Origin of the sequence: Providencia sp. PROV114 (assembly GCF_032704305.1) — a bacterium.
Lineage (GTDB): Bacteria > Pseudomonadota > Gammaproteobacteria > Enterobacterales > Enterobacteriaceae > Providencia > Providencia rettgeri.
In genome coordinates, this window is sequence record NZ_CP120528.1 from 2852078 (window position 1) to 2879069 (window position 26992).

Here is a 26992-nt window from a genome sequence, read left to right on the forward strand (position 1 = left end):
TTTATTTAAGGAACCTTATGAGTATTCAAGCAAAATTTATCAATTTTCACGATAAAATTAAATTAAGTCGTGAAGATAGTGAATATAAAGATGCCCGTGAAAAAGATGATAGTATCTTAAAAGACATTAAAGCGTCGTTAAAAGATGAAGGTTATCCTGTCATCGATAATTTCCTACAAGGTTCCATGTCAGTATCTACGGGAGTTAAAAATCCAAATACCGATTTTGATATCGATAGAGCTGTCATCATTGCTTTTGATGATTCACCTGAAGATCCAGTTAAAGTCAAAAAAATTGTTTTAAAAGTATTGGAAGACAGAGGGTTCAAAAACGCTAAAATTAAAAAGCCCTGCGTCACAGCTGATTATGCAAGCAAAAATCTCCATATTGATATCCCAATCTATCGAGAACGAAATGGAAATTATGAACTTGCTGTCGGTAAAAAAGATTCTGATGAAAATAATAAAGAATGGTCAGCCTCTGATCCCAAAGGTCTCAAAGATTGGATAAATGATACATCCTCATATTGGGGCTCTGCAAATAAGAAATTGAACCAATACAAACGTATTGTGAAATATTTTAAAAGATGGCGAGACAACAATTTTTCTTCTTCTGTTTCAAAAAAAATATTCTCTATTGGCTTAACCGTTATGGCGAAAAACCAATTTCAACCAAATTTAGATGATAGTGATAAAGCTAATGATTTGATTGCACTTCGAGATACAGTGAACGCTGTATTAAACTCTAGCTATTTTATAAGCTATAACGATGAACAATATAAAGTTACCGTTGCTCTACCCGTATCTCCATGGAGAGATATTTTCTACGGTAGCAGCTTAAATACTGGTACCCAACTTTATAACAAGCTTATTTCACTAAGAAATAAATTGGATAAAGCTATCGTCGAAACGGATTTAGTTAAACAATGTAAAATACTCAATGAAGTATTTGGTGATGATTTTGAAATACCAAGCACTTCTTCAGCTATTAAGAAAACTACATACTCAACCGCTGGATTTTCAGGTACATCTCAGGGGGCTTAATGGTAGACAACCAAAAAATCGTAGAATACTTAAAAAGTAAACAGTTTACTTGCCAAGAACTAGAAATCGAAGGTGTCAATGCTATTAGCGTTAGTGTGAATCTTTCAGGTAATCATATAGAGTTGATACACTTTCCTTTAGCTGAAATTACGGAAATGCCTATATTTTTGCTTTTAAAGCCGGCTGATATAGGACACCTAGCTCATGTTTTTTACTATGAAAAAAATAATTTTGAATATGGAACGATCTGTGTCAACGATAGAGACTCTGTTTCTGTCAACTTTAACATGCCACTATTAGCAATTGAAGAGTCCCTAAATCGCCATATTGATATATTAAACAAAGCAATTTCAGACCCAATATGGAATAGAAACGAACTATTGAGAGAGTTTCAATCTTGCTGGTTACGAATTTGTGATTTTGATAATAGACCAATCCTTTTAACTAACGATAGTGCTCTATTAGAAGAAATTGATGTATTCCGCCCCCTCCAAGGGGCTAAATATGGTGTTGCTTCTTTCTATCTTGCACAATCAGCAAACACCCATATCGGTAATATAGCTAAAATACACTGGCAAAAAAACTCTAGGAGAAGTATTGCAGGCAAGGCTATAGTGTTACCATTAACAGAAATAGAACCAGCACCATTAAATAAGAATCAATTAACTAATTGGTATCTAGATATTCTTTCAAAGCAAAAGCCTGAAATACTAAAAAAACTGACAGAGAGTTATGGGCGCTGGAAAGCAAATGAGTATTGGATTTTTTTCAATGCTCAAGTGCCATCTGGAACTGTTTGGTTTTGTTTATCTTTTAAGAATGCAAAAAACAAGAAACACTCTTTACCATTAACAAAGCAACAATTAGATAATTGGAACGTTAAGGCAGTACCCATAAGCCTTTTCAATAAAGAAGCTGTACTACCTAGAGGGGGAGCAAATTTAGACTTAGCATCAAAGAAAGTTGCTCTAATTGGAGCAGGCTCTGTTGGCAGTGAAATAGCTCATAAACTTTCAGCTGCAGGGGTTCAAGACTTAACTATCTATGACCCAGATGTCTACAACATCGAGAATTTGTATCGGCATATATTACCAGAAGAATTTCTGAACTATGGAAAGTCATTTGGGTTAAGTTTTATGATTCAACGCCAATTCTTATGGTCTCAATCTAAATGGTCACAACAAAAGCTGTTAGATCTTAGAGACTGGAAGCAGCTAAGTTCTTATGATTTGATTATCATCGCTATTGGTAGCCCAACACATGAACGGATTTTCAAAGAATACCTTTTAAAAAATCGAATTAATACTCCAACCATTAATACTTGGCTTGAAGGCTTCGGTGTTGGTGGTCATGCAATAATTGATATCCCCACAAGCGAAGGATGCTTTCTTTGCGCATATGTTTGTCCAGATACATTCACCAGAGGCTTAAGTTCAAATTTAAATTTTATTGAGCCGAATCAAAATATTACTATCAATATGTCTGGCTGTGGTGAGCAATTTATCTCTTATGGTGCAATCTGTTCAGCACAAACGGCCTTAATAGCTAGCAATCTCGCTATTAAATATCTTGAAGGAAAACTCCAATCAAGCTCAAAAGTCAGTTGGAAAGGCGATGATCACGATGCGCTAAAACATGGAATAACGCTAACAAACAGGTTCTATCAATTTACTGATTCATTACTAATTAAGCCATTAGTGCATGAGGATTGCGATGTCTGTGGCAAATAATGAAATAATGTTTATCTCCCCCAACATTCAGTTGAGTGTGAACACTCAGGTTTATGCTTGTTGGTTAAAACACCGTCAGATGAAATACAATGATACCGAACAGTTTGGGGTTCTCATTGGCTCACGGGCTGACGATGAAAGTAAAATTTGGATAGATACATGTACTAGCCCGCAAAATACAGATACGAGTCAACGTGCTCGTTTTATAATGAAAGACCCCAACCACCAAAAAATGATCAACTACGCTTTTGAGTCTTCTGGTGGTGAATTAGGCTATATCGGAACATGGCATACCCATCCGCAAGATAATCCTATAGCTTCTACTATAGATCTCGCTGATTGGAAACAATGCTCGTTACGTAATCCAGATAGGCAACTTGTGTTTGTCATTATCGGCAACAAGCAAATCAATATTTATGTAAAAAGAAATCATAAACTAGAGATAATAACTAGGAAGATTAATGAATAATGAAATAGAACAGTTTTGCAATCAAGCTACTAGCCCACCTATTGACTCCAGCGAAAACTTTGATGAATATATCAACAAACTTAAAAATATAACCCGTTGGGAGCAGTTAGGTATTTTAACTGATGAGAATATTCAAAATACAATCATATTATTTATTTCAAGTACTAAGTTAGTGGGGGCTATGCGCCTCTCCCTTGAGCCAAAGATTGTTATCCGTTGTTTAAAAAGCTTAATAAAAGATGACGATACTATTTGTTATCGGTGTATTCAGGGTTATTTAATTTCTGGTAATGACATTCTCAGCTTAGAAGCAATTAATACTATATGGAACAAAGCAAAATTCCAAAGTACTGAACTGACAAGTGAACAATTAGAACCATTATTCATCCGCTTTGAAAACAATCGAAAAGAAAAAGGCCGGGGCCCCAACTTTACAAAAGAAACAAAGGAAACAGTTTGGAGGGAAAGCTTCGGTCGATGCATGTTTACAGGATGCGGTGAAAAGCTTGATTGTGATGAATTATCGGGCAACTCAGGAAATTTTGCATACTTGGCTCATAATGTTGCATCATCAGAACAGAGTTCCAGAGGCATCATTGAATTATCGAAAAAGCTCTCGAATGACCCCAACAACATTCTTTTATTGTGTGATAAACATCATCGTCTCATCGACAAAGTCGCTGCAAGTGACTACACAGCACCAGAATTATCTGCGATGAGAGAAGAGTTCACGATCGTCGCAAATAGTTTATTAGATGGGCTAAAGTATCAACCTATACCTGTGTATGCTGTTTTATGGCCTGTAAATTCACAAACTATTTCACCTCCGTCGGATTTACAAATAGCAAATAGCCTTTCTAGAATCAAGAGACGAATTCATGAGCAGATAAATGTATTAAGTAACAATGAAGAGTTATTAATTGAATCGCCAAATATTTTATGGAGCCTAATGCCCAATATTATCAAAAATGCTGCTGAAAAAATAATCCAACAAACTAAGCAATTTGGATATAATGCAGCACTATTTGGTTTTGGCCCAACCTCAGCGCTTATAGGCTTAGGAGCTAAATTAGGGAATAAAAATGCCATTACTCCAATGCTCCGACTTAGGGAAACTGGAAGTTGGTCTTGGCCCAGCATCAATCCTATAGGTGATTTCTATGAGATAGAAGGCTACAACAACCTACAAAAAAACAATCATTTTGTAATAAATATAGCCTTTACTGCAGAGCCTGAAATTTTAACTGAGACCTCTAAAATAGTCAGTCAAGAAAACAATGCACACAGAATCATCATCCGTGCAAAAGATAATTTTATGGGAAATGGTTCAATACCACATCCTGAAGATGGAAGAGCTTTTTCTGCCTACCTTCAATCATTATTTCATGAGCTCAAATCAAAGTATGATGCAAAAATCATTCATTTATTTCCCTGCGTATCAAATGCAGCATCTATTTTTATTGGGCAAGCCTATGACGTACATCACCCTAAAGTAATTGTCTATGACTTTGATAACCAAGCAATGGTACCGAGGATATATTTAGAAAGTAAAGATCATCAATGTCTAATTAAGTCAGTTTTGAATACTGATTAATGCATTAGTTTCCAAGAGTATTACTATTATTAAGATTCTCAAACTCATACTTAATCAATAAGCTAAGACATTAGTTTTAGCTATTTTTTTGTATTCTATATATGGAGTTTAAGTCAATATGATCCAAAATACTGCCATAAGAAATACTTCCCTTAAAAGTTTCAAACATTCTAAGATTAACCATTCCTTAACCATAGAATACACTCTTAATGATAGAAGAACCAAAGTTGCAATCTACTGTCCCTTACTTCTAGGTATTATCTCAAAAAATCTCAGATATATATTATCTCCTTGAATAACTATAATTTTACTTTATTTCAAGGAGTAATATGTCTCAGCACACTCACTTCAAACAGCTCCTATCAGCATTACCTTATTCATTCCAAACCTCTTTCTTCAATCAACTAAACCACCTAATCAACTACTCCCCTACCATCGGCCTGATGGGTAAAACAGGGGTTGGAAAATCCAGTCTTATCAATGCGCTGTTCCAGTCCCAACTATCTTCTGTGAGTAATGTTTCAGGTTGCACGCGCCAAGCCCAACGTTTCAGTATGACGATGAACAATCACACGCTTACCTTTATAGATTTACCCGGTGTGGGGGAAAGCCTTGAGCGAGATAAAGAGTATCACCAGCTCTATCGTAACTTACTGCAAGAGCTGGATTTAATCATCTGGGTACTTAAGGCCGATGATAGGGCATGGTCTTCCGATGAACAGTGTTATCGCTTTCTCACTGAGCAATGTGATTATCAACCAAACCGCTTTCTATTTGTGTTGAACCAAGCCGATAAAATAGAGCCCTGTCGCCAATGGGATGAACAACAGCATCAGCCCTCCCCAGAGCAAGCGACTAACTTAGTATTCAAACGAGAAGCTGTAATAACCGCTTTTAAGCCGCATCACCCTGTGATGATCGTGTCTGCAGTTGAAAACTATCAACTCACTGAATTAGCGGAGCAATTAATACAGGTGTTACCGGCACAAGCCAGCAGCGGGGTAGCTAGGCAATTGCATCGCCCTTACCGAACGCAATCTGTGGAAAATTCTGCACGTAACGATTTTGGACAATGTGTCAGTGATATCGTCGATACGCTGATAGACATCCTTCCCCTGCCTGTCTTGATAAAAAGCACGATTGGTACAGTCAAAAACAGCATCGTCTCCGTCGCTAAATCCCTGTGGAGCCTGTTCTTTTAACTTCTTTTGTTAACTCATTATTTATCACTCTCAGCGCCAGCCCTTAACGGGATTGGCGCTTTTTTATTTCTTTTTATTGGAGTATCAACTTATGGATCATTCAACTAAATCCGCCATTGCAATGACGCTCGTTCCCGATGAACAACGCCTTGATTTTTGGTTCAACCATTTTGGTGCAGTCAAAGGTTGGGCCACCTTTGAAGTGGTGATCTTTACCACGATGGGCCAATTCTGCAATGAGTATCATGGCGGTTACTGGGAGTATGGCACGCTCAGCAATGGCGGTGCCTTTATCTACCCCGACCTCAACGCAGACACCTTAACCTTATTCAACATACACAACGGCAATGAAGCCACCGTGAGCCAAGAGGCGGCAGGCATTGCCGTATGCCTTATCCTGTACAGCATCTGGTCATTCCAAACTGAAAGCGAAGTGATGTGCGACCGCTTTTATCAGTTGCGTGACTACGCTTCACAACATCCCGAATCCTCTGCCATTTTCCACTTAATTGATTAATCCGGAGTTTTATCATGAGTTTATTAGCTTCGCGTTTTGGCTCTGCTAACAGTATTCGCCGTGACCGTCCACTCACCATCGAAGAGTTATTCCGTACTGTACCGAGTGTATTTTCTGAAGAGAAGCACGATTCCCGCAGTGAACGCTATACCTACATCCCGACCATTACCTTGTTAGATAGCCTGCAAAAAGAAGGCTTCTATCCGTTCTTTGCCTGCCAAACTCGGGTGCGTGATATCAGCCGTCGAGAGCACACCAAGCATATGTTACGCCTGCGTCGTCATGACCAAATCACGGGTGTACAAGTCCCTGAAATTATTTTGCTCAATAGCCATGACGGTTCGAGTAGCTACCAGATGCTGCCGGGACTCTTTAGAGCCGTGTGCTCTAACGGTTTGGTGTGCGGTGATGTATTAGGAGAAGTGCGTGTCCCCCATAAAGGGGATGTGGTGGATAAAGTGATTGAAGGGGCGTATGAGGTACTCGATACGTTTGAGCAAGTGGCTGAAAAACGCGAAAGTATGCAGTCGTTATTGTTACCCCCACCAGCCCAGCAAGCCTTTGCTGGAGCGGCTTTGACCTACCGCTTTGGTGAAGAGTTCCAGCCCGTCACACGAGAGCAAATTCTACAGCCTCGACGCTCTGAAGATAAAAAAGAAGACCTCTGGACGGTGTACCAACGTCTACAAGAAAACCTGATTAAAGGGGGATTATCAGGCAGAACCGCAAAAGGTAAACGTGCCCGAACTCGTTCGGTGAATGGGATTGATGGCGATATCAAACTCAATAAAGCCCTGTGGGTGATGGCGGATACCTTATTTAACCAACTCGCCCCTCGCCAACCCAACTAATTTTCCCGCCCTGACAGGTTGTGTCGTTACGCCTTACTTTCTTATCGTTCAAATAAAAAGCATAACGTTATTTACCAAATAGTTGCTTATAGTGATTTTTCATTAAAAGGCCTAATGAGAATTTTTCCCAACAGACATAACCTGTCAATCCCCTAAGTTAAACTCCCTCACTTCTGTAATTTCTAACTGTCTGTTATTGAGAGCAATACGTTATGTTTCAGACCAACCGAAAATATGACCGCATGGCTGTGCGACTCTCTGCGCTGATTGCCCGCTTAATGGCAGGAGAAAGCCTTGTGCTCTCGCATTTAGCCCAAGAGTTCAATGTTTCTGAGCGCACGTTACAACGGGATTTACGTGAACGCTTGGCTTATCTGGGTGTAGAAGGTCGGCAAGGTTGTTATCGCTTGCCCATGAATACGCTAAAAGCTTATCGAGACAAAGATGTTCTTACCTTTGTGAAACAGATTGGGATGACTCGACTGTTTCCGGGGCTAGACAGCCGCTTACTGGGATTACTGTTAACCCAACAACCCCATGCACCTTGTTTAATTTGGCACCACGCCCATAAGATTTCGGCTTTGCATGCCGACCATTTCTATCAATTGGTGTATGCCATTACCAGTAAGCAATCTATTAGCTTACTTACGCCTGAGCGTCGTTTTAATCCACTACAACCTTATCAACTGATTTACCGTGAAGGCCAGTGGTATTTACTGGCTGAATATCACCAGCAAGTGCATGTCTTGTTGTTAGATGATATCCAGCAAGTTCAACCACTCAATACCCCCTTCACACCGAAATACGCAGTGATGCAACTGTCACAACAAAACAGTTTTATCGCGGCACTACCGCATTTTAGATTGATATCACAAGTACTTACCTCTCTTACATCCCACAAAGAAAGGAACCGACCATGACGTTATTAACCCCACTAACATCGCATCCCACACATTGCCCTCACTGTTCTTCTGAGCAAGACATCATTGCATGGGGCTCTGGCTGGATGTGCCGCGATTGCGGTCACGAATGGATCATGCCTATTCAAAATCACCCTCACACTGTGAATTCATCATCACATAAGGAAGCTTAAAAATATGAACACCGTTTCACACTTACAACTGGGTTTAGAACGCATCGCTATTGTTATCAGTATTTTGTTATGCCTTTGGATCACTGGCGCATTGTTAACATATTTCCAGCTTATCGCCCTCATCATGAACCCGTATGGGATCACATTGATGTACTTCGTTTTATATCTTTTGGCTTTGGTTATCCCACAACTCTTGGCGCAATTGGGCTTATGGGTTTTGAGTGCCTTTAAAGGGATTGATTATAAAATCCATTTCAACCCCAAATTAATTGCCATTATCTCGTCCATCATTATCGGATTAGCCCTCTCTAGCCTACTGATTATCATGTCATCCGGTTGGCTATACGGTTTTACTGAAGGTATCGCCACCACGATATTACTGGTTGATTTGCTTATCGCCACTGGCACTGCCTTTTTTCTTCATCGACGAATTCGTCACTGGGTTTCAATGCAACTAAACCGTCAGTCATCACATTAACCATGATCAGCCATTTTTGTTGTGAGTGCCTTATTCACCAGATAACCACCGAATACGCCATATCAGGGAAAAACAAGCACCCATTAGACGGTGTTCATCAAGCGTCAATCTGACGTTTCTATTTATGTTGATAGGAATTTATAATGAAAAGATATGTAGTTGTAACTGTATTGGCCTCACTGTGGTTGATGACATCATCAGCCTCTGCCACCAGCCAGCCCCCTAAAAATACCATTTGGGAATATAAAGGGGATGGCGGTAAAACCTTATGGCAAGTGTGTGGAAGCCAAAACAGTACCTGTAGGATTGTGGGCTCAACCAAGCATTATGTTGCTGTACTGAATCATAAATCTGCGTCAGGTTGCGCATTTGGTGATTTCTACATCGTGGCAAGAACTGACGGAAACTGGCAACAACGCGATACGGGCACTTGTAGCCCTAACGCTTATGTCCAAAAAGGAACCATTAATAATGGCCAGTACTCTTCGGTCGATATTGGTGTTGGTGGGACGATTGTAGCTCGTTACCCCATTGGGTATTGGAGTATGCAAAAAGAGTTCTCAGGCAAGAATCGACCGCGCTGGAAAGAAAAAGACCGTACTAAAGGTGGATTGCAAACCAATCAACAATAAATAACATTCTCGCTACCGTCACCTGCCGTAGCGAGGACGATAAAAGATAACAAAAGGTAACGTAATGAATAAGATAAAAAGTGTATTCGCGATAGGACTATTAGCAGTTAGTGCATTTAGCTTGGCTGAAGAACAACAGCGTTATGCGAACATCACACATACGAGCTCAAATTTTATTAACCAAGGTTACTGTGGTTATTCATTTACCCTCGATAATGGCGGTAACCATATGGTTTTAGACCACGCTGAATTTGGCGCACTAGAACTAACGCTGCGAATGAAAGATGGGCAAGGAAAAGTATTAGGGGATACGGTATTGGAGGTGGAACCTTTTGGCGATTCTAGCGCCACTCGTGCCACCTTTGCAGGATTAGAAATACCTTGTGAAGATGTTGCTGAGTTTGAGGTCGTTAAAGCGGTGGAAGATCAGAATGGACGTAAGGTTGAGTTACCGCTATCGATCTTTGAGGCGAATAATCCAGCGTTGGCTAAGATTAGTGTGGAAGGTAAAAAATAATTTTTTAGCTATCCACCAAAGAAACGTGTGGCAGATTGAATGATCTGCCATTTTTGTTTTGTCGGCTTTGAGCGAACAGCGGACTTTCCTTGCTATTCATTTGTTTACTAAAATTTATATGGTTCTGTCACTTCTTTACTCGTGGTTATGATCTCTTAATAAAACGGTCAGTACGTCCTTAGGAGGGGGGACACCACTTTCTGAAAGTGGCCAACCTACAGCCCCACGATGATATGTCCCGTGAAATAGCACATGATTGAGCATATTGATTACCTTCATCTCACCAGATCCTCCATCGACAAATTGGAATTTAATTGTTTTAGCAAGGTCAACGAGGGGGCATAGAATTGAAATGTTGGATATATTAGTCCATCAGAAGCTCAGCCGCAGAGGGTGTCTCCCACTGCGGCTTTGAAACTTTGCGTAAACTGAATAAAGACCAATTTAATGAATGACTACGTCGATATGAACCTGAAAATCGGGTGGAGGAGTAATCTGCCTTTATGAATCGATTGTTTAATGTAGAGACGGTTTTAGCCTGAATACATCATTAGTGTCGAGCAAGAATCGCGCTAATTGATTATTTGCAACAACCCCGTACTTCCCACTTAGGTAATTTTTGCAACAAGCCCAATTTAAGTTAGCATTACGCATAGCGGCCTAAAAATAGTATTTAGGAATAGAGCTTTACCAAACAGCACCATAAATGATGCTGTTTGGTGGCTTTAATTTACGATTATTCTTTCTTCTCTTTTTCTTCTTCTAACACTTCGCGATACCAACGAGGATGGTGTTTTCTTGCCCATCCACGGGTCACCCAGCCTTCAACCATGCTACGAATAGAGCCTTTTACCCAAAAGGCTGCATAAGCATGAACAACAACCGTGATAATCAGAACTATAGCAGACAGTGAGTGCGCCAGTAATGCCGCGCGGATGATTGAAATCGAGAAATAATCCGCGAAATAAGGACGCCAAATAATAACCCCACTGACAGTGAGGACGATAAGGCATAGGCTGAGAACCCAATAAATCCCTTTTTGGCCAAGGTTATAATGACCGATATCGCCAGCTTCCTCATTGCGTAATACCTTGTGGATGTTTTTAGCCCAAATGAGGTCTTGTTTATCCACAAAGTTATATTTTAAGTATCTAAAAAACATAAAGATAAATAAAAATGCCATGAGGCTACCAACGAAGGGATGCAGTATTCGAGATAACTGAGGCGTCCCTAAAATACTCATAAACCAGTTTAATGAGGGAAAAAAGTAACCTAACCCACTGAATGCCGTAAAGACAAAGGCAATGGCGACTAACCAGTGATTAATACGCTCAGATGCATTATGGCGTAAAATTGTGTCGCTATTTTTTTTCATCAGTGTTGCTCCTCGTTGTGCTCTGATTGTGCAGTTTGAGAAGCCGCTTCTTTATCTTTTCGCGCTTCTTCCTCATCGTCTTCTGTGGTGTGGTTAGGCCCGATACCAAAATAGTGGAACATTGCGCCAGCAAAGGTTGCCGCAAAGCCAACTGCTGCAAGCGGTTTCCAAATTCCTTTCCAGAATTTTACCGTTTCACTGATTTCGGGATTGTCAGGGAGCCCATGATAAAGATTGGGTTTATCGGCATGATGAAGAACATACATAACGTGAGTTCCGCCAACACCTTGTGGGTCATAAAGCCCAGCATTTTGATAGCCACGGGTATTCAGCTCAGCAACACGCTCTTGAGCAAGATGTTTCATATCTTCTTTACTGCCAAAATGAATTGCACCGGTTGGACAGGTTTTTACACATGCAGGTTCTTGACCCACTTCAACACGATCGACACACAATGTGCATTTATAAGCACGGTTATCTTCTTTATTGATACGAGGAACATCAAATGGACAACCTGCAATACAGTAACCACAGCCGATACAGTGCTCAGATTGGAAATCGACAATACCGTTAGCATATTGAACAATAGCGCCTTCTGCGGGGCAGGCTTTTAAGCAACCTGGGTCGGCGCAGTGCATACAACCATCTTTACGGATTAGCCATTCCAATTTGCCATTTTCTTCAACTTCAGAAAAGCGCATAACCGTCCAAGATTTTGCCGTTAAGTCGATTGGGTTATCATAAACACCAATATTGGTGCCCACTTGGTCACGAATATCGTTCCATTCAGAACAGGCCACTTGGCAGGCTTTGCAGCCAATACAGACCGTAACGTCAATCAGTTTCGCAACTTCTTCTTGATGGTTGCGCACTTGTGGTGCTGGCGTAAGGCTATTGGTTGCCGAACGGCGAATAATATTTTGAGATTGCAGTGACATAATTTCTCCTTACGCCTTTTCAACATTGACTAAAAACGCTTTATATTCAGGCGTAAATGCATTTGCATCACCAACTGATGGCGTCAATGTGTTGGCAAGGAAACCTTTTTGTGTTGCTCCCTCAAAGCCCCAATGGCAAGGGATCCCAATGGTTTCGACCACATTACCATTGATGGTTAATGGGCGAATGCGTTTGGTGACCACGGCCTTGGCTTTAATAAAGCCTCGTTTGGCACTGACTTTGACTTCATCACCTTGTTTAATGCCTTTTTGTGAGGCTAATTGTTCACCAATTTCGATAAATTGGTCAGGCTGTGCAATGGCATTTAATAATGAATGTTTCGTCCAATGACGGAATAGCTCAGTGATGGAGTAAGTGGTTGCTACATATGGAAAATCTTTTGCATTTCCTAAATGCTCTTTATCATAGCTATATAAGCGGGCTACTGGGTTACGTGACACTTTTGGATGCAAAATATTATGTTCTACAGGAGATTCAAACGGTTCGTAGAATTCAGGGAATGGGCCGTCAGCCATTTTATCCACGGAGAATAAGCGACCGACACCCTCAGGTTGCATAATAAATGGCCCTACACCGCTGTTTGGCGGGGCATTACCAAAATCAGGAACATCAAAGCCCCCCCATTGGGTACCATCCCACTTAATGAGTTGGCGTTTTTCATCCCATGGTTTTCCACTTGGGTCGACTGACGCACGGTTATAGAGAACACGGCGGTTTTGCGGCCATGCGAACGCCCAGCCTGGGGTACAACCTAAACCGGATGGATCTGCATTATCGCGGTTTGCCATCTGATTGCCTTTTTCTGTCCAGCAACCAGAATAGACCCAGCAAAAACTGGCTGTTGAGCCATCGGATTTCAATTGGTGGAAGCCATCAAGTTGTTGTCCTTTCTTGAATAATAGCTTGCCCGCATCATCATAAATATCCTGCATCGCTTGGCCATTCGCTTCCCTCGCCACTTCTTCAGGTTGTGGGTCATATGGGTCTACATAGTTCCAAGAGAGATTCATTAATGGTTCAGGGCAAACACCGCCTTCTTCTTGGTATAGTTGGCGTAGGCGCATCAATAAATGCCCCAGAATTTTACCATCATGCCATGCTTGAGCGGGTGGTCGTGCGCCCGCCCAATGCCATTGTAACCAGCGGCCAGAGTTTGCGATTGAGCCATTTTCTTCAGCAAAACACGAGGATGGAAGACGGAAGACTTCGGTTTGAATATCTGCGGTATTGACGTCGTTCATCTCACCATGGTTTTGCCAGAAGTTTGATGATTCAGTGACCAGAGGATCGATAATGACCAGATATTTGAGCTTCGAGAGTGCTACGCTACATTTGTTTTTATCAGGGAATGCAGCTAATGGGTTAAAACCTTGAACGATATAGCCGTTCATTTTGCCATCAACCATCATTTGGGTTTGCGCCATGATGTCATAGCTCTTATCCCATTTAGGTAGCCAGTGATAACCCCATTCATTGGCTGCGGTGGCATTGTCACCCCAAAAGCTTTTCATTAAGCTAATGAAAAAATCGGGCGTTCTTTTCCAGTAGTTCACTTGGTCAGGCACGATTGAGCTTGGTGTGATTTGCGACAGATAGGTTTGTAGTGAATCCTGTTTCTCGTTGGGTAACGGCATATAACCCGGTAGATTCAAAGAGAGTAACCCTAAATCGCTATAACCTTGAATGTTGGAGTGGCCACGCAGCGCATTGACACCACCACCCGGCATACCAACGTTACCCAGCAATAGCTGGATCATACCTGCAGTACGAATCGTTTGTGCCCCACCTGTGTGGTGCGTCCACCCTAAAGCATACAAAATGGTCGACGTTCTGTCTTTGCCTGAAGTCGAGGCAAGTTGTTCACAAATATAGATAAAATCTTCAAGTGGTGTACCACATAAGGTCGTGACGACTTCAGGTGTATAGCGGGAAACGTGTTGCTTTAATAGGTTCCAAACACAACGAGGATGTTGAAGTGTTTCATCCTTGAGCGCATGGCCATTTGCATCGGTTTCATAATGCCAAGAGCTGCGGTCATATTGTTGTTTTTTATCATCAAAGCCGCTAAAAAGCCCATCATCAAAATGATAATCTTCACGAACGATTAATGGCGCATTAGTATAGGCTTTGACATACTCGTGTTGAATTTTATCATTTTCAATAAGGTAGCGGATAACACCGAGTAAAAATGCCGTATCTGAACCCGCACGAATTGGCGAATACATGTCTGCGACGGACGCGCTGCGGTTAAAGCGTGGGTCAACAACAATGACTTTGGCATTATTTTTGATCTTGGCTTCGATAACCCATTTGAAACCAACAGGATGTGCTTCCGCCGGGTTTCCACCCATAATTAAAATGACGTTGGCATTTTTAATATCAACCCAGTTGTTGGTCATTGCGCCACGACCAAATGTTGGGGCAAGTGCGGAAACGGTCGGGGCATGGCAGAGTCGGGCTTGGCAGTCGATAGCGAGCATGCCTAATGAGCGGGAGAATTTATTATCGAGAATCCCTGTTTCATTGCTCGCCGCAGATGAACACAACATGCCTGTTGTCAGCCAGCGGTTAACTTCTTGGCCTTTTTCATTGTGCGTAACAAAATTTTCATCGCGGTCTTTTTTCATTAAATGCGCAATTTTGTCTATCGCTTCATCCCATGAAATACGTTCCCATTTGTCAGAACCAGGTTTGCGGTATTCAGGGTATTTTAGGCGGTTTTCACTGTGAATATAGTCGATAAGGCCCGCCCCTTTTGGGCATAACGAGCCTCGGCTAACAGGGTGATCAGGGTCGCCTTCGATGTGATAGATATTTTTTTCTGCGTTTTTTGCGCCATCGCCTAAGCTGTACATCAAAATACCGCAACCGACGGAACAATAGGTACAGTTATTACGTGTTTCGACAGAGCGTAAGAGCTTATATTGGCGAGAACCTGCGAAAGATACATTTGGGGCAAAACCAAGTAGTGCAGCGGAAGTTCCTGCCATACCACCGGCACAGATCTTGAAAAAAGACCGTCGACTGACTTGCATCAGCGTCTCCTTGTTAATTGATAAGAAAGCCCAAGGCTAGGTCGTTAAAACAACCTATCCGCGGTGAATTAATTTCATTTTTCAATCATTCAAGACAGACCTGAGCATCATGTTCGAACTCAATGTAATGAACTACTACATAAAATGATGGGTACTAATTATAATTGTAAAAAATTATAATTCCATAGTAATGATAATGTTATTTTATACGAATAATAGCGTTATTTAATGTAGTCCTTTAAGGGGTTAGTTTGGATATCAAAAATTATTGTGCGTTAAGCCTATTTTTTGTTCAAGCTTACCTGTGGCAATCAGGTATAATTATATGATAAGTGTATTCTAGTTATCGATTTTCATATCATTTAAATCATAATGAAAGGTTCTTGAATGGATTGGCGAATAGAATTTGGCGCAATTAGATATTTATCTGGTAGATCATAATCAATTCTGACAGTCAACTTTGAGCGAGGAGCGGAGGTTACCCACTGACTTTTATCATGGCATCTTAGTCCTACTGACATAGCTTATAGCCTAGCCAGAATAGTGAGATTATTGTAGACCCATGGCTAACCGCGATTATGCAGGAGGTTTCTTCTGAGACACAATCTACCGCACATTGGCTTGATTTACCTTTAATGCTGAAGCTAGTCATCACAGAAGAGCGGCCTATGTATCGAAGTCGCTAGAAAAATAGTTAAAAAATCCTATATTTGTTATATGATTCCCAACAAAAAATTAGGAGGGGACCATGAGTAGTTATACTAACTTTATGATGGGTGTCATTTGCCATATAATAAAAAAAGCTCCATGTTGTTTTTCTGAAAGAATGAAGCAAGCAAGCGCTGCCTATTTTTATAACCGCAATGAAATCAAGAATAATAAGTTTACACAAGACCATGAGAAAATTTCCAGTCATAGCTTGTTGTTCCCAGGATATAATTGGACTGTTACTGGTGTTCAACATTTACAGCCATTATCATTGCAGGATGCAATAAAAGCTAAGCGCTGGCATGAAAGAAATAGTACATGGAGGCGAAAGAGTGCGGATATAAACCCGACAATTTCACGTGAGTCATGGCTAGATAGGTTGTTTTTTATCGATATTTTTGAAAATGCAAGAGTTCCTGAGCACCTTCTAATTCGGACCAATACTCAATTTGTTACCCATTGCTATTTATCGGTATTAGAACTTAAAGGTGGGCATTACTTTTTGTCGACAAGTTGGTATTTTACTGATGCTGTAACCCAGCTTCTGCAATATGTGCCTGTTGATGATATACCTCTAAGCTCAATTAATTACGAAACTTGCAATCCATTTAAACATAATTTTTCGGCTGCTACTTTACCTGGGCGATTAAATAAAAGCGACGATCGTTTGATTGCTAACATAGACAAAATACACAAAGAAATAAAACGATTAGGTCGTATAGTTCAAAATCGTCTTGGGATTAGTGTGTTGCAAGAAGGCATTTATACTTTGAACGTATATAACGATGACGACTGCTCTTATTTTGACAGTAAGCATTCTGACAAATTCAGGGGGGATTCCTGTATAGACCATCATGCTATCCACACCTCGATGTCGAGCGCCTCAATTATTATGGGAGATAAGACAGGTAAAGAGTTTTTAATTTCATCAGATTTGTTAAAGCGCTCAAATATTCCTTACCTAGCCATTTACTCAGTTCCCAAATCACATAAAATGAAAAACAAAGTTAATATCCCTCGTGACAAGGAATATTCCTCGATTGAAGATTCAATTAATATTTTTCAGTTGCCATTACTTTTAAACAAGAAGTTCGATGCGATAGTTAAATCGTACAGGAGAATAATAATTCTGAGCTATCGCAGTCCAGCCAAATACTATTATGATTTATATGACGCCAGCCTTGGATTAATGGAGATCATTAATCAAGCTAATGTATTAAGGAGTGACAAAACTTTATATATGCATAAAATTAGGGATGCATCGACTAGCAGGATGCAGGAAATTATTTCTATGCAATTAGATAAATTCAATGCGCTTTATAATGATGTTATCGCTAAGAAAGAAATTTGCATAGAGAAAGTTTCGGCTAATAACCTTGTTTATCAGAGGAAAATGACACGTCTTGTCGTCCTGCTGGCTGTACTGCAGATCGTAATTGCTATTATTTCGCTGAAAGATCCAAACATAAAAACGATAATTCAATCAATTTGGTAAGGTGTAATTTCATAGAAATATATAAGAAGTTATACTGATTTTTCTATGTTGCGAATAATCTGAGTGAGAGGTTTCTAAAAAATCCATCATTTGATTTTTACTTATATTTAATCCCGATATTCAAGGGGGGAACTCAAAACACTTGCCCTGCAAGGAAAAGCAAAAAGTGTATTTCTATTCCGCGCTGCTATTTAGAAATGTTGAGAATCCGCTCTTGGCACAGGGCTGATAAACAGCCCTGATAGATTTATACTTCAATTGACTCAGAAATTTCCAATGCATCATCGACTTCAATGCCAAGGTAACGAACCGTGCTTTCCAGTTTTTTATGTCCAAGTAATAACTGAATAACACGAAGATTCTTTGTTTTCTGGTAGATTAGGTATGGCTTAGTTCTGCGCATAGAATGCGTGCTGTACAGCGAATTATCAAGGCCTAACTTTTCAATCCAACCATGAAAAATACGATTGTATTGTCTGGTAGAAATATGTTGAGCAGAACCAACTCGGGATTGGAAAATATAGTCCGCACTATGTAAGTGAGCCATTCTTATCCATGCAGCAACTGAATCTCGAGTTCCCTTAGTCAGCTCAAATTGGACAGGACTACCAGTCTTTTGTTGCAACACAGTTGCTCTGCTAGAGACTGCACTGCCATATGCAACATCTGATACCTTCAATTTAACGAGATCACAGCCCCGAAGCTTACTATCCAAGGCTAAATTGAACAAAGCTAAGTCGCGAATTTTCCCTTCCAACTCGAGTCTAATACGGATCCCCCAGATATGAGATATTTTAAGTGGTCGTTTTTGTCCAATGATACGACCTTTATTCCACGGTGACTTAGACATAATTAAATCTCCTATGATGTAGAGATTTAATTATGACTGTTATCCCGAAAGAGCGAACATCCCTATTGACCTGTTAAGCAGTAGTGCGCGCAAGACCCAGGATAGTTAAATTGTGGTCATATTAAAAATATTACAGGCACATACATTTACATTCTGTGCTCAAGCTAGCACCTAACAAAGCATCGAGGGGCACCCTGCAAAGGATATTAAATGGAACCCAAGCGTTTATACACTCTAAATGTCAGCCTACTGCAATTACAGGTCACAATCTTTCCTTTTATCCTACAATAGGAAAGATTTTGCTATCCTGCTCTCTAAATTATCTATTCATGTGATGGTTATTCGCTGTTAAATATCACTTAATTTTTTCATATTATACATGCGATAAATGTCGTTTTTTATCAGGCAGGAGTCGTCTTTTACCATAGAAGACAACATTTCTGCAAATTTAATAACACACTCAAGGTCGTTATCAGGTGGGACTGCACAAGCATACATTTTAATGATTTGAATACTATTCAAAAAACCAATGTTACTTAACTTTAACTTATCTATACTTTTTTTTCTTTCAAATTTTCTTCCAATTTCCCTATTTACCCATGGAGCAATAGGAAACATGAGTATCCATTCATCGTTATTTGCAGAACTCTTACACTTTACATGGTCTACATCCAAAAATTTAAGTATTAAATCAAAATCAACAACTTCTGACTCATCATCCAAGGCACATCTGAATGAGTTTATTTTAATCTCAACATAATCAATAAGGCTATCTAATTCATTGGATAGTTTTTTATTGAATTTATTGTGCTTTTTAATATCAGTGAGAATTGTTTTTATTTCATCAAAAATATTAATTAATTTTTTTTTCTTTGGATTTGACTGCATCAAGGTTTTTAAGGCTGGCCTGATATTATATGCCCTATAATTTTTAAATTCTTTTTTGCAATAAATCAAATTAAAAGAAGCTGTTCCATTAGTTTCTCCTACTAAAGAAACATATCCATAAATATTATCCTTATCAACACGATATCCATTTTCCCTAGCCCAATGATTAAGATCATTTAAATTAGTAAAGCTAGGCCTCACATCACTCATATTCGATAGATCACTGATTCTAAATGAATTAATAACACTTATAAAAGAAGGAGATGCGAAATTTTTTTCAACTAAAATCAAATTCAAAATTTTATATATCTCGTTAATTAATTTCTTAGAAATAATCAATTCTTTCATGGTTTCTCCATATTTATCTAAATCGAAAAACATTAATTACAGACAGTTGGCATGAAAGTAAAAAAACAGTTATTTACCATAACGTCGTATTTTATGTCATGCAAAACGGTTTCAGCGCCGATTTAGGACTTAAACAATATAATTATACCCTTTATAGTGTGAATACGACATTTTCAGGATGACTATTTTTGTTCGTTAGCACGTTTAATTTCTACATACCGCTCTGATAATTCTTCATTTTTAAGGTAATTTCGGAACGCAAAAAGCCTCATGATGTGTTTATCACCTATCACAAATGCATGAGCTTGGTAACTGTGTTGCTCGCCCCCTTAGAAAAATATCTGCGATTAGGAATTACATACTCCCCACGGTCCATATAACCGGCGTTTTCCATTGTGCGCTCTAAGTTATCTATAGCCTCACTATCAACAACCTACAGTGAAATGTTGATGACGGATTTTGCCCGCATACCATGTACCGAGGTGCTCCCGATATGATAGATTCTCGAAATCTTCTTTTCAAGTGTAGTTCGCAGCGGAGTCCTCAGTAAACAGAGTTGACCACTGCGAATTATAAGCAATAACGTCTATTTTTCTCATCATACTCTCCATCAATATATTTTTATTCATTAATGGGGCTAACTAGCTCTTATTTAGCAGAACATTTTACATTTTTGAATAACACAGCTAACCAACTGGTATCTCAGAGACGCCATAAGTAAAGGCTAATATCGTCAAAGTTCGGGAGAGATTGTAAGAAATTCAATCATGACTTTGGCTGAAACAGCCATGTCCGCTTCTGGCACAAAACAGGCCTCCAAATTTTACCAATCAGCCATGTTAGAATAGCAAACTACTTTTTTTAGCTCACATCACAAAAACAGCAAAATAAACCTTAGGCCCAACAATAGGCCCAAATTAAAAGTTGAATTGGATTTTATTGCTTTACAATCAATACACTACCATTCCAATTCAGACTCCGCCAGCGCATGGATAGATCTCGACAGAGTTCTGGTTGAAAGGGAACATTTTTGTCGATAACCAGATAGTATTCTCCGCATAAACCTTGCCTAACAGCATATTCTAGTTATTGCTGACCTGAAATCTACCCGGATGGCACTTCTGAAACCGCAACATAATCAGTATGCTGAACGAAAGCTTGAAATAAGCAATGGACCATTTTATACCATGCCGGAACTGCCCATGAATTACCCTCTTCCAGTTTTAAATATCTAAATGGTAGACAACAGGATAAATACAATTTAACCTACCATCTGGTAGGTAGTCATTCTTACCCATTAATTTTTACACAACATTACTATTAAGGAGATTTTATGTGTGCATTAAACAAACCTTATGTCGATCTGGACGCTGTCAAGCAGACCAAAGAAGCCGTCAGTAAACAGCCTGAACTGGGTAACATTACCTTCAGTATGAAAGGTAAATCCGCCGGTGGCATTGCGGTTCGCGTTGAAACCGGGGTGCTGGTTCAGAACGGTGTTGCTGATAACAGCCGTGCAGGCAAGTTTTCCCTTACCGGCGATGAGCCCGTGGCGCTTCTCGGTACTGATACCGGTGTCAGTCCTGCCGAGTATCTGCTGATGGGCCTGGCAGGATGTTATACGGTAACCCTCACCTCCATGGCGGCTGCAAAAGGTATTGAACTGGGCAGTATCGATCTGGAACTGTTCTTTGACATCAATCTCAACGGTTTCCTGGGGCTGGACAAAAACGTGCGTAAAGGCGCTCAGGGGATCCGTGTTGATGTTCATTTAGAAAGCCCAGGCGCCTCGCGCGAACAGCTTGAAGAACTGGTTCGTGAACTGACTGCAAATTCACCTATCCACGATACTCTCGCGAATCCGGTAAATATCACCACCCGTCTGGCGTAACGACTGAACCCTCTGCAGCACTTGCCACTTGTGGGCCCGGGGCCCTTCGGTCACATGGACAGGATTTTTGCCCGTTTTGCGGGCTTTTTTCATCATGCCCCGCTCCAGGCTTTTCATATGCCCCTACGTAAACAGCCCGTCTGTCATTCCAGAGGTCATGGTTGATAAGCAGCCAAAAGGCGGCAGAGTGGAACCGTCATTAAAATCCCCTGAATACATAGAGAATGAGGCTTGCGATGAATACTTCTTTTAGTGGAAAAAAACTGTTGGTGAGCGGTGGAACCAGTGGAATGGGTTTCGAAACGGCGAAACGGGTACTGAAGAATGGCGGCAGCGTGGTGCTGGTCGGGAACCGTCAGGAGAAAGCCGAACAGGCGCGCATGGCCTTAGCCTCAGAAGGTCAGATTGACCTGATAGTGGCAGACCTGATGACGGATAAAGGGGTGAAATACGTCACTGATACCCTTAATGCTCACCACAGAGACATCAGCCTGTTGGTGAATGCTGCTGGCGTGTTTTTCCCTAAACAGTTCATTGAGCATGAACCATCCGATTATGACATGTACATGAGTCTTAACCGCGCCACTTTCTTTATTACCCGTGACGTGGTCAGTGCCGGCATCAAAGTATCGATTGTCAATATAGGCTCCATGTGAGCTCAGCAGGCCATCGGCGCCACACCATCCTCAGCTTACTCCATGGCCAAAGCCGGCCTGCATGCTCTGACGTGCAATCTGGCTATTGAACTCGGGAACCACGGTATTCGTATTAATGCGGTATCACCAGCAGTGGTTCACACGCCGATCTACGAAGGCTTTATCGCGAAAGATCAGGTAAAGGATGTCATGCAAAGTTTTGACATTCTCCATCCGGCTGGTCGTGTGGGAACGCCTGAGGATATCGCTGAAACCGTTGTTTTCCTGCTTTCAGACAAGACCGACTGGGTGACAGGTGCGGTATGGGATATTGATGGTGGTGTGATGGCTGGTCGCAACGCATAAGGTAATGGGTGCACGGTATTTTTCTGTGCACCCGCATTTTGCCTGACATTCAGGCATTCAGGAAGGCACAATCATGCCGGTGAAGTCAGCAGAACGGGCGCAGTTCTGGTTTGGTTTCGCTGAAGGAAGAATGGTTCCGGATGGAAGCCTCAATTATCCGTTAATAAAAAGCACTGAATCCTCGCCCCTGTAAGCCTCCGCCCCGGGAACAGGGATACGGTCAGGTCAGGCGGTATTCCACAAATACTATTAACCGGTGCTGGCAGTAGGCTTCAGATAAGTTCACTAACAGCCCGGTTAACCTACATCTGAACCAGAGTCATCTCATGGTGACAAACTCTTCCGCAGACGTAGGATGGATAGCCACAGTACTGCCAAAGTCCTGTTTAGTTTCCCCCATCTTTATGGCAACAGCAAATCCCTGGAGGATCTCATTCGTGCCGGCACCGATACCACGCCGTCCAACAATCTTTTCCTCCGGGCCCACGCAGACCAGTTTCATACTGTTTTTTTGTGGATGACGGGTGATGGAGGTGTACATTGAGGTGAAAGAGGAGTGGTACACTTTCACGTCATTGCCATACCGTACCCGTGCTTCAGGCTCCGTCAGCCCCACAGTTCCGATCGGTGGATGGCTGAAAACCACGGTGGGTATATTGCTTTAATCGAGATGAGTCTTCGGCCTGCGGCAATTGCGACAGTCGTCAGTTCAGCCTTTCCTGTATTATCCCCGACGGCATAAATCCCCGGAACATTGGCATTCTGGTACTTGTTCACAACGATATATCCTCTTTAATCAGTGGCAACCCCGGCCGCTTCCAGATTGACCCCGTCTGTCGCAAATGTCCGCCCGATCGCCCAGACGACACTGTCAGTCTGGTGCGTCTGCCTGTTTTCAAAGTTCAGGGACAGAGAGCCATCTTCATTTCTGGTGACGGACTGCGGCACGGCACGGGTATGCAGTTTCAAGCCTTCCGTCTCCATAACTGTCGTCAGAGTGGAATGAATCAGAGGATCGAACGTCCTGAGCGGCCTCTATTTTCTGACAAAAAGATGTGTATCAGCACCAAGTGCGTCCATCACGCCGACAATTTCAATGGCAATGTAGCCCGCCCCGACAACAGCGACGCGTGCCGGCATACTCCAGAGAGCAAAAAACCCTTCAGAGTCAATGCTCAGTTCTGCCCCCCGGAATATCGAGGACTGATGGCCACCCTTGGCAATCACAATGTGTTCTGCCGTCAGGATTTTACCATTGACCTCTATACTGTGCGGGCCGGTAATGCGGGAAAATCCTTTTATAAAGTCAATCTTGTTTGCTGCAAGGCCTCTTTCATACACCTCATGCAGGCGGTCAATATAGGCGCTTCGGTTCGATGTCAGCCTCTGCCAGCTGAAATCATCAACCTTAACGTCTAATCCATAGTCAGGAGCATACTGGCTGATTGCCTCTGTAATATGAGCGCCATGCCATATGACTTTTTGGGGTACACAACCTACATTCACGTTGGTACCGCCAATGGCAATATAATCGAAGTGTTTATTCATGATGCTCCCCTGTTTATCTGTTGGGGAGATCGGAGATTATATAACAACGTACCGGAGCTGAATAATAAAAAAACAGCGGACTCCGCAGTCTGGTTAATTGTTAGATTTTGCAGCCATCCATGTCGCATGCCGGGCCGCCGCCGTCTTCCATCTCTTCCGCTTTTTCGGCCCAAACATGGCGCAAAGTGCTCAGGAAGTGTTCCATAGGCTGAGCTCCGCTGATAGCATATTTATGATTAAAAACATAAAGCGGTACTCCGCTGGCCCCCATGGCACGCGCGGCATTCTCATCAGCCGTTATGCTCGCCCGCAGCTCTGCGTCATCGAGCGCAGCCGCAGCGGTTTCAGCTGGCATCCCTACCTCCGTGGCGAGCTTAATCAGCTCATCGCGGTCAAAAATGGAACGGCGCTCTTCAACGCTTGCATGGAAGAGGCGCTCAGTCATTTCATCTCCCATTCCTTCTCGGCGTGCTGCTGCAGAAAGGGTCAGCGCATCCTCGGTATCGCCAAACAGCATGGAGTCAAACAGGTAGTTCAGGCCTTCTTCCTTACCAGCCGCCGCAACCTGTGACATCATCATCTCAGCGCGCTGTGGCCCGCCCAGTTTTCGATTCAGCGCCTCTCTGTAAGGTAGAGCCGTTTTGTTATCCGCGATCCGGAAACTGTGATGCCGGACGATAACGTTACCCTTATGTTCAAATGCCGCAAGACCTTTCTCAAAGCGTTTCTTGGCAATCCAGCACCACGGGCAGACGAGATCTGACCACACATCAATTTCAATTACGGGACGCAGCTCTCTCATAACAACCTCCGGTTAACGGTTATTTCGCTTATTTACAGTGCCCCGAACATACAGGAGCTGATGTTTAAAATAGAATATCAACCATCTAGTAGATAGGTCAAGTCTCATGATTTTTCTTCCTGTTTCACAGACGGCGCATGACTAGCCAGATACCTACCAGAACGGCAGCCATCAAGGTAACCATCCTCCACGTGAGGGATTCACCAAGGAACATTACGCCTCCCAGCATGGCCAGGCAGGGAACGCTCAGCTGAACAGTACTGGCCGTAACCGATTCCATCTGGGGCAGCAGTGCATACCAGAGCACATAGGCGCCTGCTGATGCCAGAGCTCCAGAGGCGATGGTAAGCACCACCCCAGTCATATCAACCTGCGGTACCTCACCGATAAAGTGGATCATCAGCAGGTCGAAAGGGACAGCCAGCAAGAAGTTAATGGCCGTGGTCTGTGCGGGGCGGTTGTGGTGCGCCCCCTTATAGAATAGGCCGCCCAGGCTAGGCCAGATACTGCCATCATAACAACGCTGGAAAGCGGCGGCGCGTTAGACCCGGGAAGCAGATGGAGCAACATTCCTGAGAGTGCGAGAAACAGTCTGGCTCCCCTGAGAACCGTAAAGGTTTCACCGCGCAGAAGGCCATACACGATCATGGCCAACTGAACCACGCCAAACATTAGAAGAGCACCGGTCCCCGTATCCAGATGAATGTAGGCGACCGAAAAGAAGACGGCATAAATCATCAGTAAAAAACTGTTAATCACATTATGGTTAAAATTAGTAAATGTACCTTTTTTCAGCAGAAAGGGGAGCAGAATGACAGCGCCGCTGATAAGACGAATGTAGCTGAACCTGGCGGGATCGATATGGCCTCTCTTAAGAGCCAGTCGGCACAAAACTGAGTTTGCCGCAAACGCGATCATGGCAACAATAACCCTTAAAATCAAGTTGTTAATAGACATCACAGTACTCCACATCAAAAGATAATGTCACATACCAACTAGATGGTAATGCATGGACGTTGTTTTGCAAATCAGTGATCCCGAAAGTAGTTCAGACGTGAGAGGTATGAAGATGGCTGAAATGAAAAATTATAACGAAGACAATTTCTGTGAAGAGTTCCGGCTTTGATAGCCGCCTTAACATGAACAGCAATGTAATAATAACAACGAGTCGTTACAGCATCGACAAGTGCAATGAGTTCACGAACCTTGACACTGAATAGGCCAGTTTAATTTCCAGCATTACCCAACGCCATTACGCCCCGCAGCGTTTCGGGTGTCAGTTTGCCAAAATCACCCTCACGTTTCAGCAGATCATCGCGATATTCATTCCATTCAAGTATTTTTGACTCCGTTGGCAGTCAGTAATAAAATTATTTGCTCAAGGCTGTCCTCAAAAAGGTTAGCCTTATGGGTCGCCCGCGCCACAACACTTGCCCCCTCACAGATATTCAGGATGATCAGTGCCGTTTTTTTCGGAGAGATAGCGTGAGAAACTTCACCGGTGGTCTGCCCCTCAGAAAGAATACGGGTCAGCCAAGCGATTTGCGTTTCAAAGTAGGTCGTTGCCTGCTGCTTAACATTATCTGGAAGATTAGCCAGATCGGCTGAAAGCGCGCAACATAATGGTAACATGGATGTACGGTACCCTTCGGCAAAAATATCCATGTATGCCATCAGGCGCTTGCGAACTGAAGTTGACTGACTTTCAATCTGCGAAAAAAGCACATTCATCTCTTCCAGGGAGCGAACCACCACCTCTTCCCCCATCACACCTTTTGTCGGAAAGTGATGATGAATACTTGCTTTGGTAATGCCAATTATTTTCGACAGGTCAGCATAGCTGAAAGCCGAATAGCCTTGCTTACGAATCAGCAGGTTAGCTTCATTCAATAACCTGTCTTTTGTCATCAGAGACATAACTATCTCTCCATATCAACTAGTAGGTATATTGTAATATGAGATCAT

General features: G+C 42.0%; 24 protein-coding genes and 4 pseudogenes. 15 read left to right on the forward strand and 13 right to left on the reverse strand.

All coding sequences use genetic code 11. The annotated features are described in order from the left end of the window. Positions 1-17: 17 nt before the first annotated feature. The 12 genes from P3L37_RS12790 (at position 18) to P3L37_RS12845 (ending at position 10126) form a co-directional block, all read left to right on the forward strand. On the forward strand, positions 18-1043 hold the full coding sequence (locus P3L37_RS12790; protein ID WP_272573775.1) for a nucleotidyltransferase: 1026 nt from the start codon (positions 18-20) through the stop codon (positions 1041-1043). Continuing rightward, positions 1043-2773 (forward strand): ThiF family adenylyltransferase, encoded by a 1731-nt coding sequence (locus tag P3L37_RS12795; protein ID WP_272573776.1) that lies wholly within the window; start codon positions 1043-1045, stop codon positions 2771-2773. Before P3L37_RS12790 ends, P3L37_RS12795 begins: the two co-directional genes overlap by 1 nt. After that, complete coding sequence (locus tag P3L37_RS12800) at positions 2757-3242, forward strand: Mov34/MPN/PAD-1 family protein (protein WP_272573777.1); 486 nt, start codon at positions 2757-2759, stop codon at positions 3240-3242. Before P3L37_RS12795 ends, P3L37_RS12800 begins: the two co-directional genes overlap by 17 nt. Continuing rightward, entirely contained in the window at positions 3235-4836 is a 1602-nt protein-coding gene (locus P3L37_RS12805) for an SAVED domain-containing protein (RefSeq protein ID WP_272573778.1), read from the forward strand. The genes P3L37_RS12800 and P3L37_RS12805 overlap by 8 nt, the downstream gene beginning before the upstream one ends. Positions 4837-5165: 329 nt before the next feature. Continuing rightward, positions 5166-6038 (forward strand): GTPase family protein, encoded by an 873-nt coding sequence (locus P3L37_RS12810; RefSeq protein ID WP_272573779.1) that lies wholly within the window; start codon positions 5166-5168, stop codon positions 6036-6038. 91 nt (positions 6039-6129) lie between these two features. Further along, the gene (locus tag P3L37_RS12815; protein WP_272573780.1) at positions 6130-6555 is read left to right on the forward strand and encodes an antirestriction protein; all 426 of its coding nucleotides are present in this window, start codon (positions 6130-6132) and stop codon (positions 6553-6555) included. Positions 6556-6569: 14 nt separating this feature from the next. After that, positions 6570-7406, forward strand: coding sequence for a DUF932 domain-containing protein (locus P3L37_RS12820; RefSeq protein WP_272573781.1), 837 nt, complete (start codon positions 6570-6572; stop codon positions 7404-7406). Positions 7407-7618: 212 nt separating this feature from the next. Next, positions 7619-8326: a helix-turn-helix transcriptional regulator gene (locus P3L37_RS12825; RefSeq protein WP_272573782.1), complete on the forward strand. Its 708-nt coding sequence runs from the start codon at positions 7619-7621 to the stop codon at positions 8324-8326. Then, a complete protein-coding gene (locus P3L37_RS12830) occupies positions 8323-8499 on the forward strand; it encodes a hypothetical protein (protein ID WP_272573783.1) in 177 nt (58 codons plus the stop codon). The genes P3L37_RS12825 and P3L37_RS12830 overlap by 4 nt, the downstream gene beginning before the upstream one ends. Positions 8500-8503: 4 nt before the next feature. Continuing rightward, on the forward strand, positions 8504-8977 hold the full coding sequence (locus P3L37_RS12835; RefSeq protein ID WP_272573784.1) for a hypothetical protein: 474 nt from the start codon (positions 8504-8506) through the stop codon (positions 8975-8977). A 143-nt stretch (positions 8978-9120) separates the two neighbouring features. Continuing rightward, positions 9121-9609: a hypothetical protein gene (locus P3L37_RS12840; RefSeq protein ID WP_272573785.1), complete on the forward strand. Its 489-nt coding sequence runs from the start codon at positions 9121-9123 to the stop codon at positions 9607-9609. Between the two features lie 64 nt (positions 9610-9673). Further along, positions 9674-10126, forward strand: a complete 453-nt coding sequence (locus tag P3L37_RS12845) for an IrmA family protein (protein WP_272573786.1) — start codon at positions 9674-9676, stop codon at positions 10124-10126. A 135-nt stretch (positions 10127-10261) separates the two neighbouring features. Here the strand turns inward: P3L37_RS12845 and P3L37_RS12850 are convergent. The 4 genes and pseudogenes from P3L37_RS12850 to fdnG form a co-directional block, all read right to left on the reverse strand. Further along, positions 10262-10526 (reverse strand): annotated as a pseudogene (locus tag P3L37_RS12850) (DinB family protein); the annotation flags it as partial. Between the two features lie 336 nt (positions 10527-10862). Further along, on the reverse strand, positions 10863-11504 hold the full coding sequence (gene fdoI, locus P3L37_RS12855) for a formate dehydrogenase cytochrome b556 subunit (protein WP_272573804.1): 642 nt from the start codon (positions 11502-11504) through the stop codon (positions 10863-10865). Then, positions 11501-12439, reverse strand: coding sequence for a formate dehydrogenase subunit beta (fdxH, locus tag P3L37_RS12860; RefSeq protein WP_272573787.1), 939 nt, complete (start codon positions 12437-12439; stop codon positions 11501-11503). Before fdxH ends, fdoI begins: the two co-directional genes overlap by 4 nt. A gap of 9 nt (positions 12440-12448) precedes the next feature. After that, positions 12449-15496 carry a formate dehydrogenase-N subunit alpha gene (gene fdnG, locus P3L37_RS12865; protein ID WP_272573788.1) on the reverse strand — a complete coding sequence of 1016 codons (3048 nt, stop codon included), beginning with the start codon at positions 15494-15496 and terminating at the stop codon, positions 12449-12451. Positions 15497-16244: 748 nt separating this feature from the next. Between fdnG and P3L37_RS12870 the strand changes: the two genes are divergently transcribed. Beyond that, positions 16245-17699: a hypothetical protein gene (locus P3L37_RS12870; protein WP_272573791.1), complete on the forward strand. Its 1455-nt coding sequence runs from the start codon at positions 16245-16247 to the stop codon at positions 17697-17699. Positions 17700-17946: 247 nt separating this feature from the next. Here P3L37_RS12870 and P3L37_RS12875 read toward each other — a convergent pair whose 3' ends face one another. From P3L37_RS12875 to P3L37_RS21415, 3 genes are all read right to left on the reverse strand, one after another. Further along, positions 17947-18549 carry a tyrosine-type recombinase/integrase gene (locus P3L37_RS12875; protein ID WP_272573792.1) on the reverse strand — a complete coding sequence of 201 codons (603 nt, stop codon included), beginning with the start codon at positions 18547-18549 and terminating at the stop codon, positions 17947-17949. A 348-nt stretch (positions 18550-18897) separates the two neighbouring features. After that, entirely contained in the window at positions 18898-19785 is an 888-nt protein-coding gene (locus P3L37_RS12880; protein ID WP_272667315.1) for a hypothetical protein, read from the reverse strand. Between the two features lie 433 nt (positions 19786-20218). After that, on the reverse strand, positions 20219-20365 hold the full coding sequence (locus tag P3L37_RS21415; RefSeq protein WP_404460869.1) for a GrpB family protein: 147 nt from the start codon (positions 20363-20365) through the stop codon (positions 20219-20221). 753 nt (positions 20366-21118) lie between these two features. On the opposite strand from P3L37_RS21415, the gene P3L37_RS12885 reads away from it, so the two are divergent. Next, positions 21119-21676, forward strand: coding sequence for an OsmC family protein (locus tag P3L37_RS12885; protein ID WP_272573794.1), 558 nt, complete (start codon positions 21119-21121; stop codon positions 21674-21676). Positions 21677-21912: 236 nt separating this feature from the next. Next, positions 21913-22677 (forward strand): annotated as a pseudogene (locus tag P3L37_RS12890) (SDR family NAD(P)-dependent oxidoreductase). 319 nt (positions 22678-22996) lie between these two features. Here the strand turns inward: P3L37_RS12890 and gorA are convergent. The 6 genes and pseudogenes from gorA to P3L37_RS12920 form a co-directional block, all read right to left on the reverse strand. After that, positions 22997-24225: pseudogene (gorA, locus tag P3L37_RS12895) on the reverse strand (glutathione-disulfide reductase). Positions 24226-24325: 100 nt separating this feature from the next. After that, positions 24326-25027, reverse strand: a complete 702-nt coding sequence (locus P3L37_RS12900; RefSeq protein ID WP_272573796.1) for a DsbA family oxidoreductase — start codon at positions 25025-25027, stop codon at positions 24326-24328. Positions 25028-25151: 124 nt separating this feature from the next. After that, positions 25152-25454, reverse strand: a complete 303-nt coding sequence (locus tag P3L37_RS12905) for an EamA family transporter (protein WP_316927662.1) — start codon at positions 25452-25454, stop codon at positions 25152-25154. Further along, a complete protein-coding gene (locus P3L37_RS12910) occupies positions 25427-25984 on the reverse strand; it encodes a hypothetical protein (RefSeq protein ID WP_316927663.1) in 558 nt (185 codons plus the stop codon). Before P3L37_RS12910 ends, P3L37_RS12905 begins: the two co-directional genes overlap by 28 nt. Positions 25985-26055: 71 nt before the next feature. Next, a pseudogene (locus tag P3L37_RS12915) lies at positions 26056-26232 on the reverse strand (hypothetical protein); the annotation flags it as partial. Between the two features lie 127 nt (positions 26233-26359). Then, on the reverse strand, positions 26360-26944 hold the full coding sequence (locus P3L37_RS12920; RefSeq protein ID WP_272573797.1) for a TetR/AcrR family transcriptional regulator: 585 nt from the start codon (positions 26942-26944) through the stop codon (positions 26360-26362). Between the last annotated feature and the right edge of the window lie 48 nt (positions 26945-26992).

What these genes read in the sequence shown, in the direction of transcription:
- P3L37_RS12790 (WP_272573775.1), top strand. Translation starts at nt 18, where the DNA reads ATGAGTATTCAAGCAAAATTTATCAATTTTCACGATAAAATTAAATTA.
- P3L37_RS12795 (WP_272573776.1), top strand. Translation starts at nt 1,043, where the DNA reads ATGGTAGACAACCAAAAAATCGTAGAATACTTAAAAAGTAAACAGTTT.
- P3L37_RS12800 (WP_272573777.1), top strand. Translation starts at nt 2,757, where the DNA reads ATGTCTGTGGCAAATAATGAAATAATGTTTATCTCCCCCAACATTCAG.
- P3L37_RS12805 (WP_272573778.1), top strand. Translation starts at nt 3,235, where the DNA reads ATGAATAATGAAATAGAACAGTTTTGCAATCAAGCTACTAGCCCACCT.
- P3L37_RS12810 (WP_272573779.1), top strand. Translation starts at nt 5,166, where the DNA reads ATGTCTCAGCACACTCACTTCAAACAGCTCCTATCAGCATTACCTTAT.
- P3L37_RS12815 (WP_272573780.1), top strand. Translation starts at nt 6,130, where the DNA reads ATGGATCATTCAACTAAATCCGCCATTGCAATGACGCTCGTTCCCGAT.
- P3L37_RS12820 (WP_272573781.1), top strand. Translation starts at nt 6,570, where the DNA reads ATGAGTTTATTAGCTTCGCGTTTTGGCTCTGCTAACAGTATTCGCCGT.
- P3L37_RS12825 (WP_272573782.1), top strand. Translation starts at nt 7,619, where the DNA reads ATGTTTCAGACCAACCGAAAATATGACCGCATGGCTGTGCGACTCTCT.
- P3L37_RS12830 (WP_272573783.1), top strand. Translation starts at nt 8,323, where the DNA reads ATGACGTTATTAACCCCACTAACATCGCATCCCACACATTGCCCTCAC.
- P3L37_RS12835 (WP_272573784.1), top strand. Translation starts at nt 8,504, where the DNA reads ATGAACACCGTTTCACACTTACAACTGGGTTTAGAACGCATCGCTATT.
- P3L37_RS12840 (WP_272573785.1), top strand. Translation starts at nt 9,121, where the DNA reads ATGAAAAGATATGTAGTTGTAACTGTATTGGCCTCACTGTGGTTGATG.
- P3L37_RS12845 (WP_272573786.1), top strand. Translation starts at nt 9,674, where the DNA reads ATGAATAAGATAAAAAGTGTATTCGCGATAGGACTATTAGCAGTTAGT.
- fdxH (WP_272573787.1), bottom strand. Translation starts at nt 12,439, where the DNA reads ATGTCACTGCAATCTCAAAATATTATTCGCCGTTCGGCAACCAATAGC.
- fdnG (WP_272573788.1), bottom strand. Translation starts at nt 15,496, where the DNA reads ATGCAAGTCAGTCGACGGTCTTTTTTCAAGATCTGTGCCGGTGGTATG.
- P3L37_RS12870 (WP_272573791.1), top strand. Translation starts at nt 16,245, where the DNA reads ATGAGTAGTTATACTAACTTTATGATGGGTGTCATTTGCCATATAATA.
- P3L37_RS12875 (WP_272573792.1), bottom strand. Translation starts at nt 18,549, where the DNA reads ATGTCTAAGTCACCGTGGAATAAAGGTCGTATCATTGGACAAAAACGA.
- P3L37_RS12880 (WP_272667315.1), bottom strand. Translation starts at nt 19,785, where the DNA reads ATGAAAGAATTGATTATTTCTAAGAAATTAATTAACGAGATATATAAA.
- P3L37_RS12885 (WP_272573794.1), top strand. Translation starts at nt 21,119, where the DNA reads ATGTGTGCATTAAACAAACCTTATGTCGATCTGGACGCTGTCAAGCAG.
- P3L37_RS12900 (WP_272573796.1), bottom strand. Translation starts at nt 25,027, where the DNA reads ATGAGAGAGCTGCGTCCCGTAATTGAAATTGATGTGTGGTCAGATCTC.
- P3L37_RS12910 (WP_316927663.1), bottom strand. Translation starts at nt 25,984, where the DNA reads ATGTCTATTAACAACTTGATTTTAAGGGTTATTGTTGCCATGATCGCG.
- P3L37_RS12920 (WP_272573797.1), bottom strand. Translation starts at nt 26,944, where the DNA reads ATGTCTCTGATGACAAAAGACAGGTTATTGAATGAAGCTAACCTGCTG.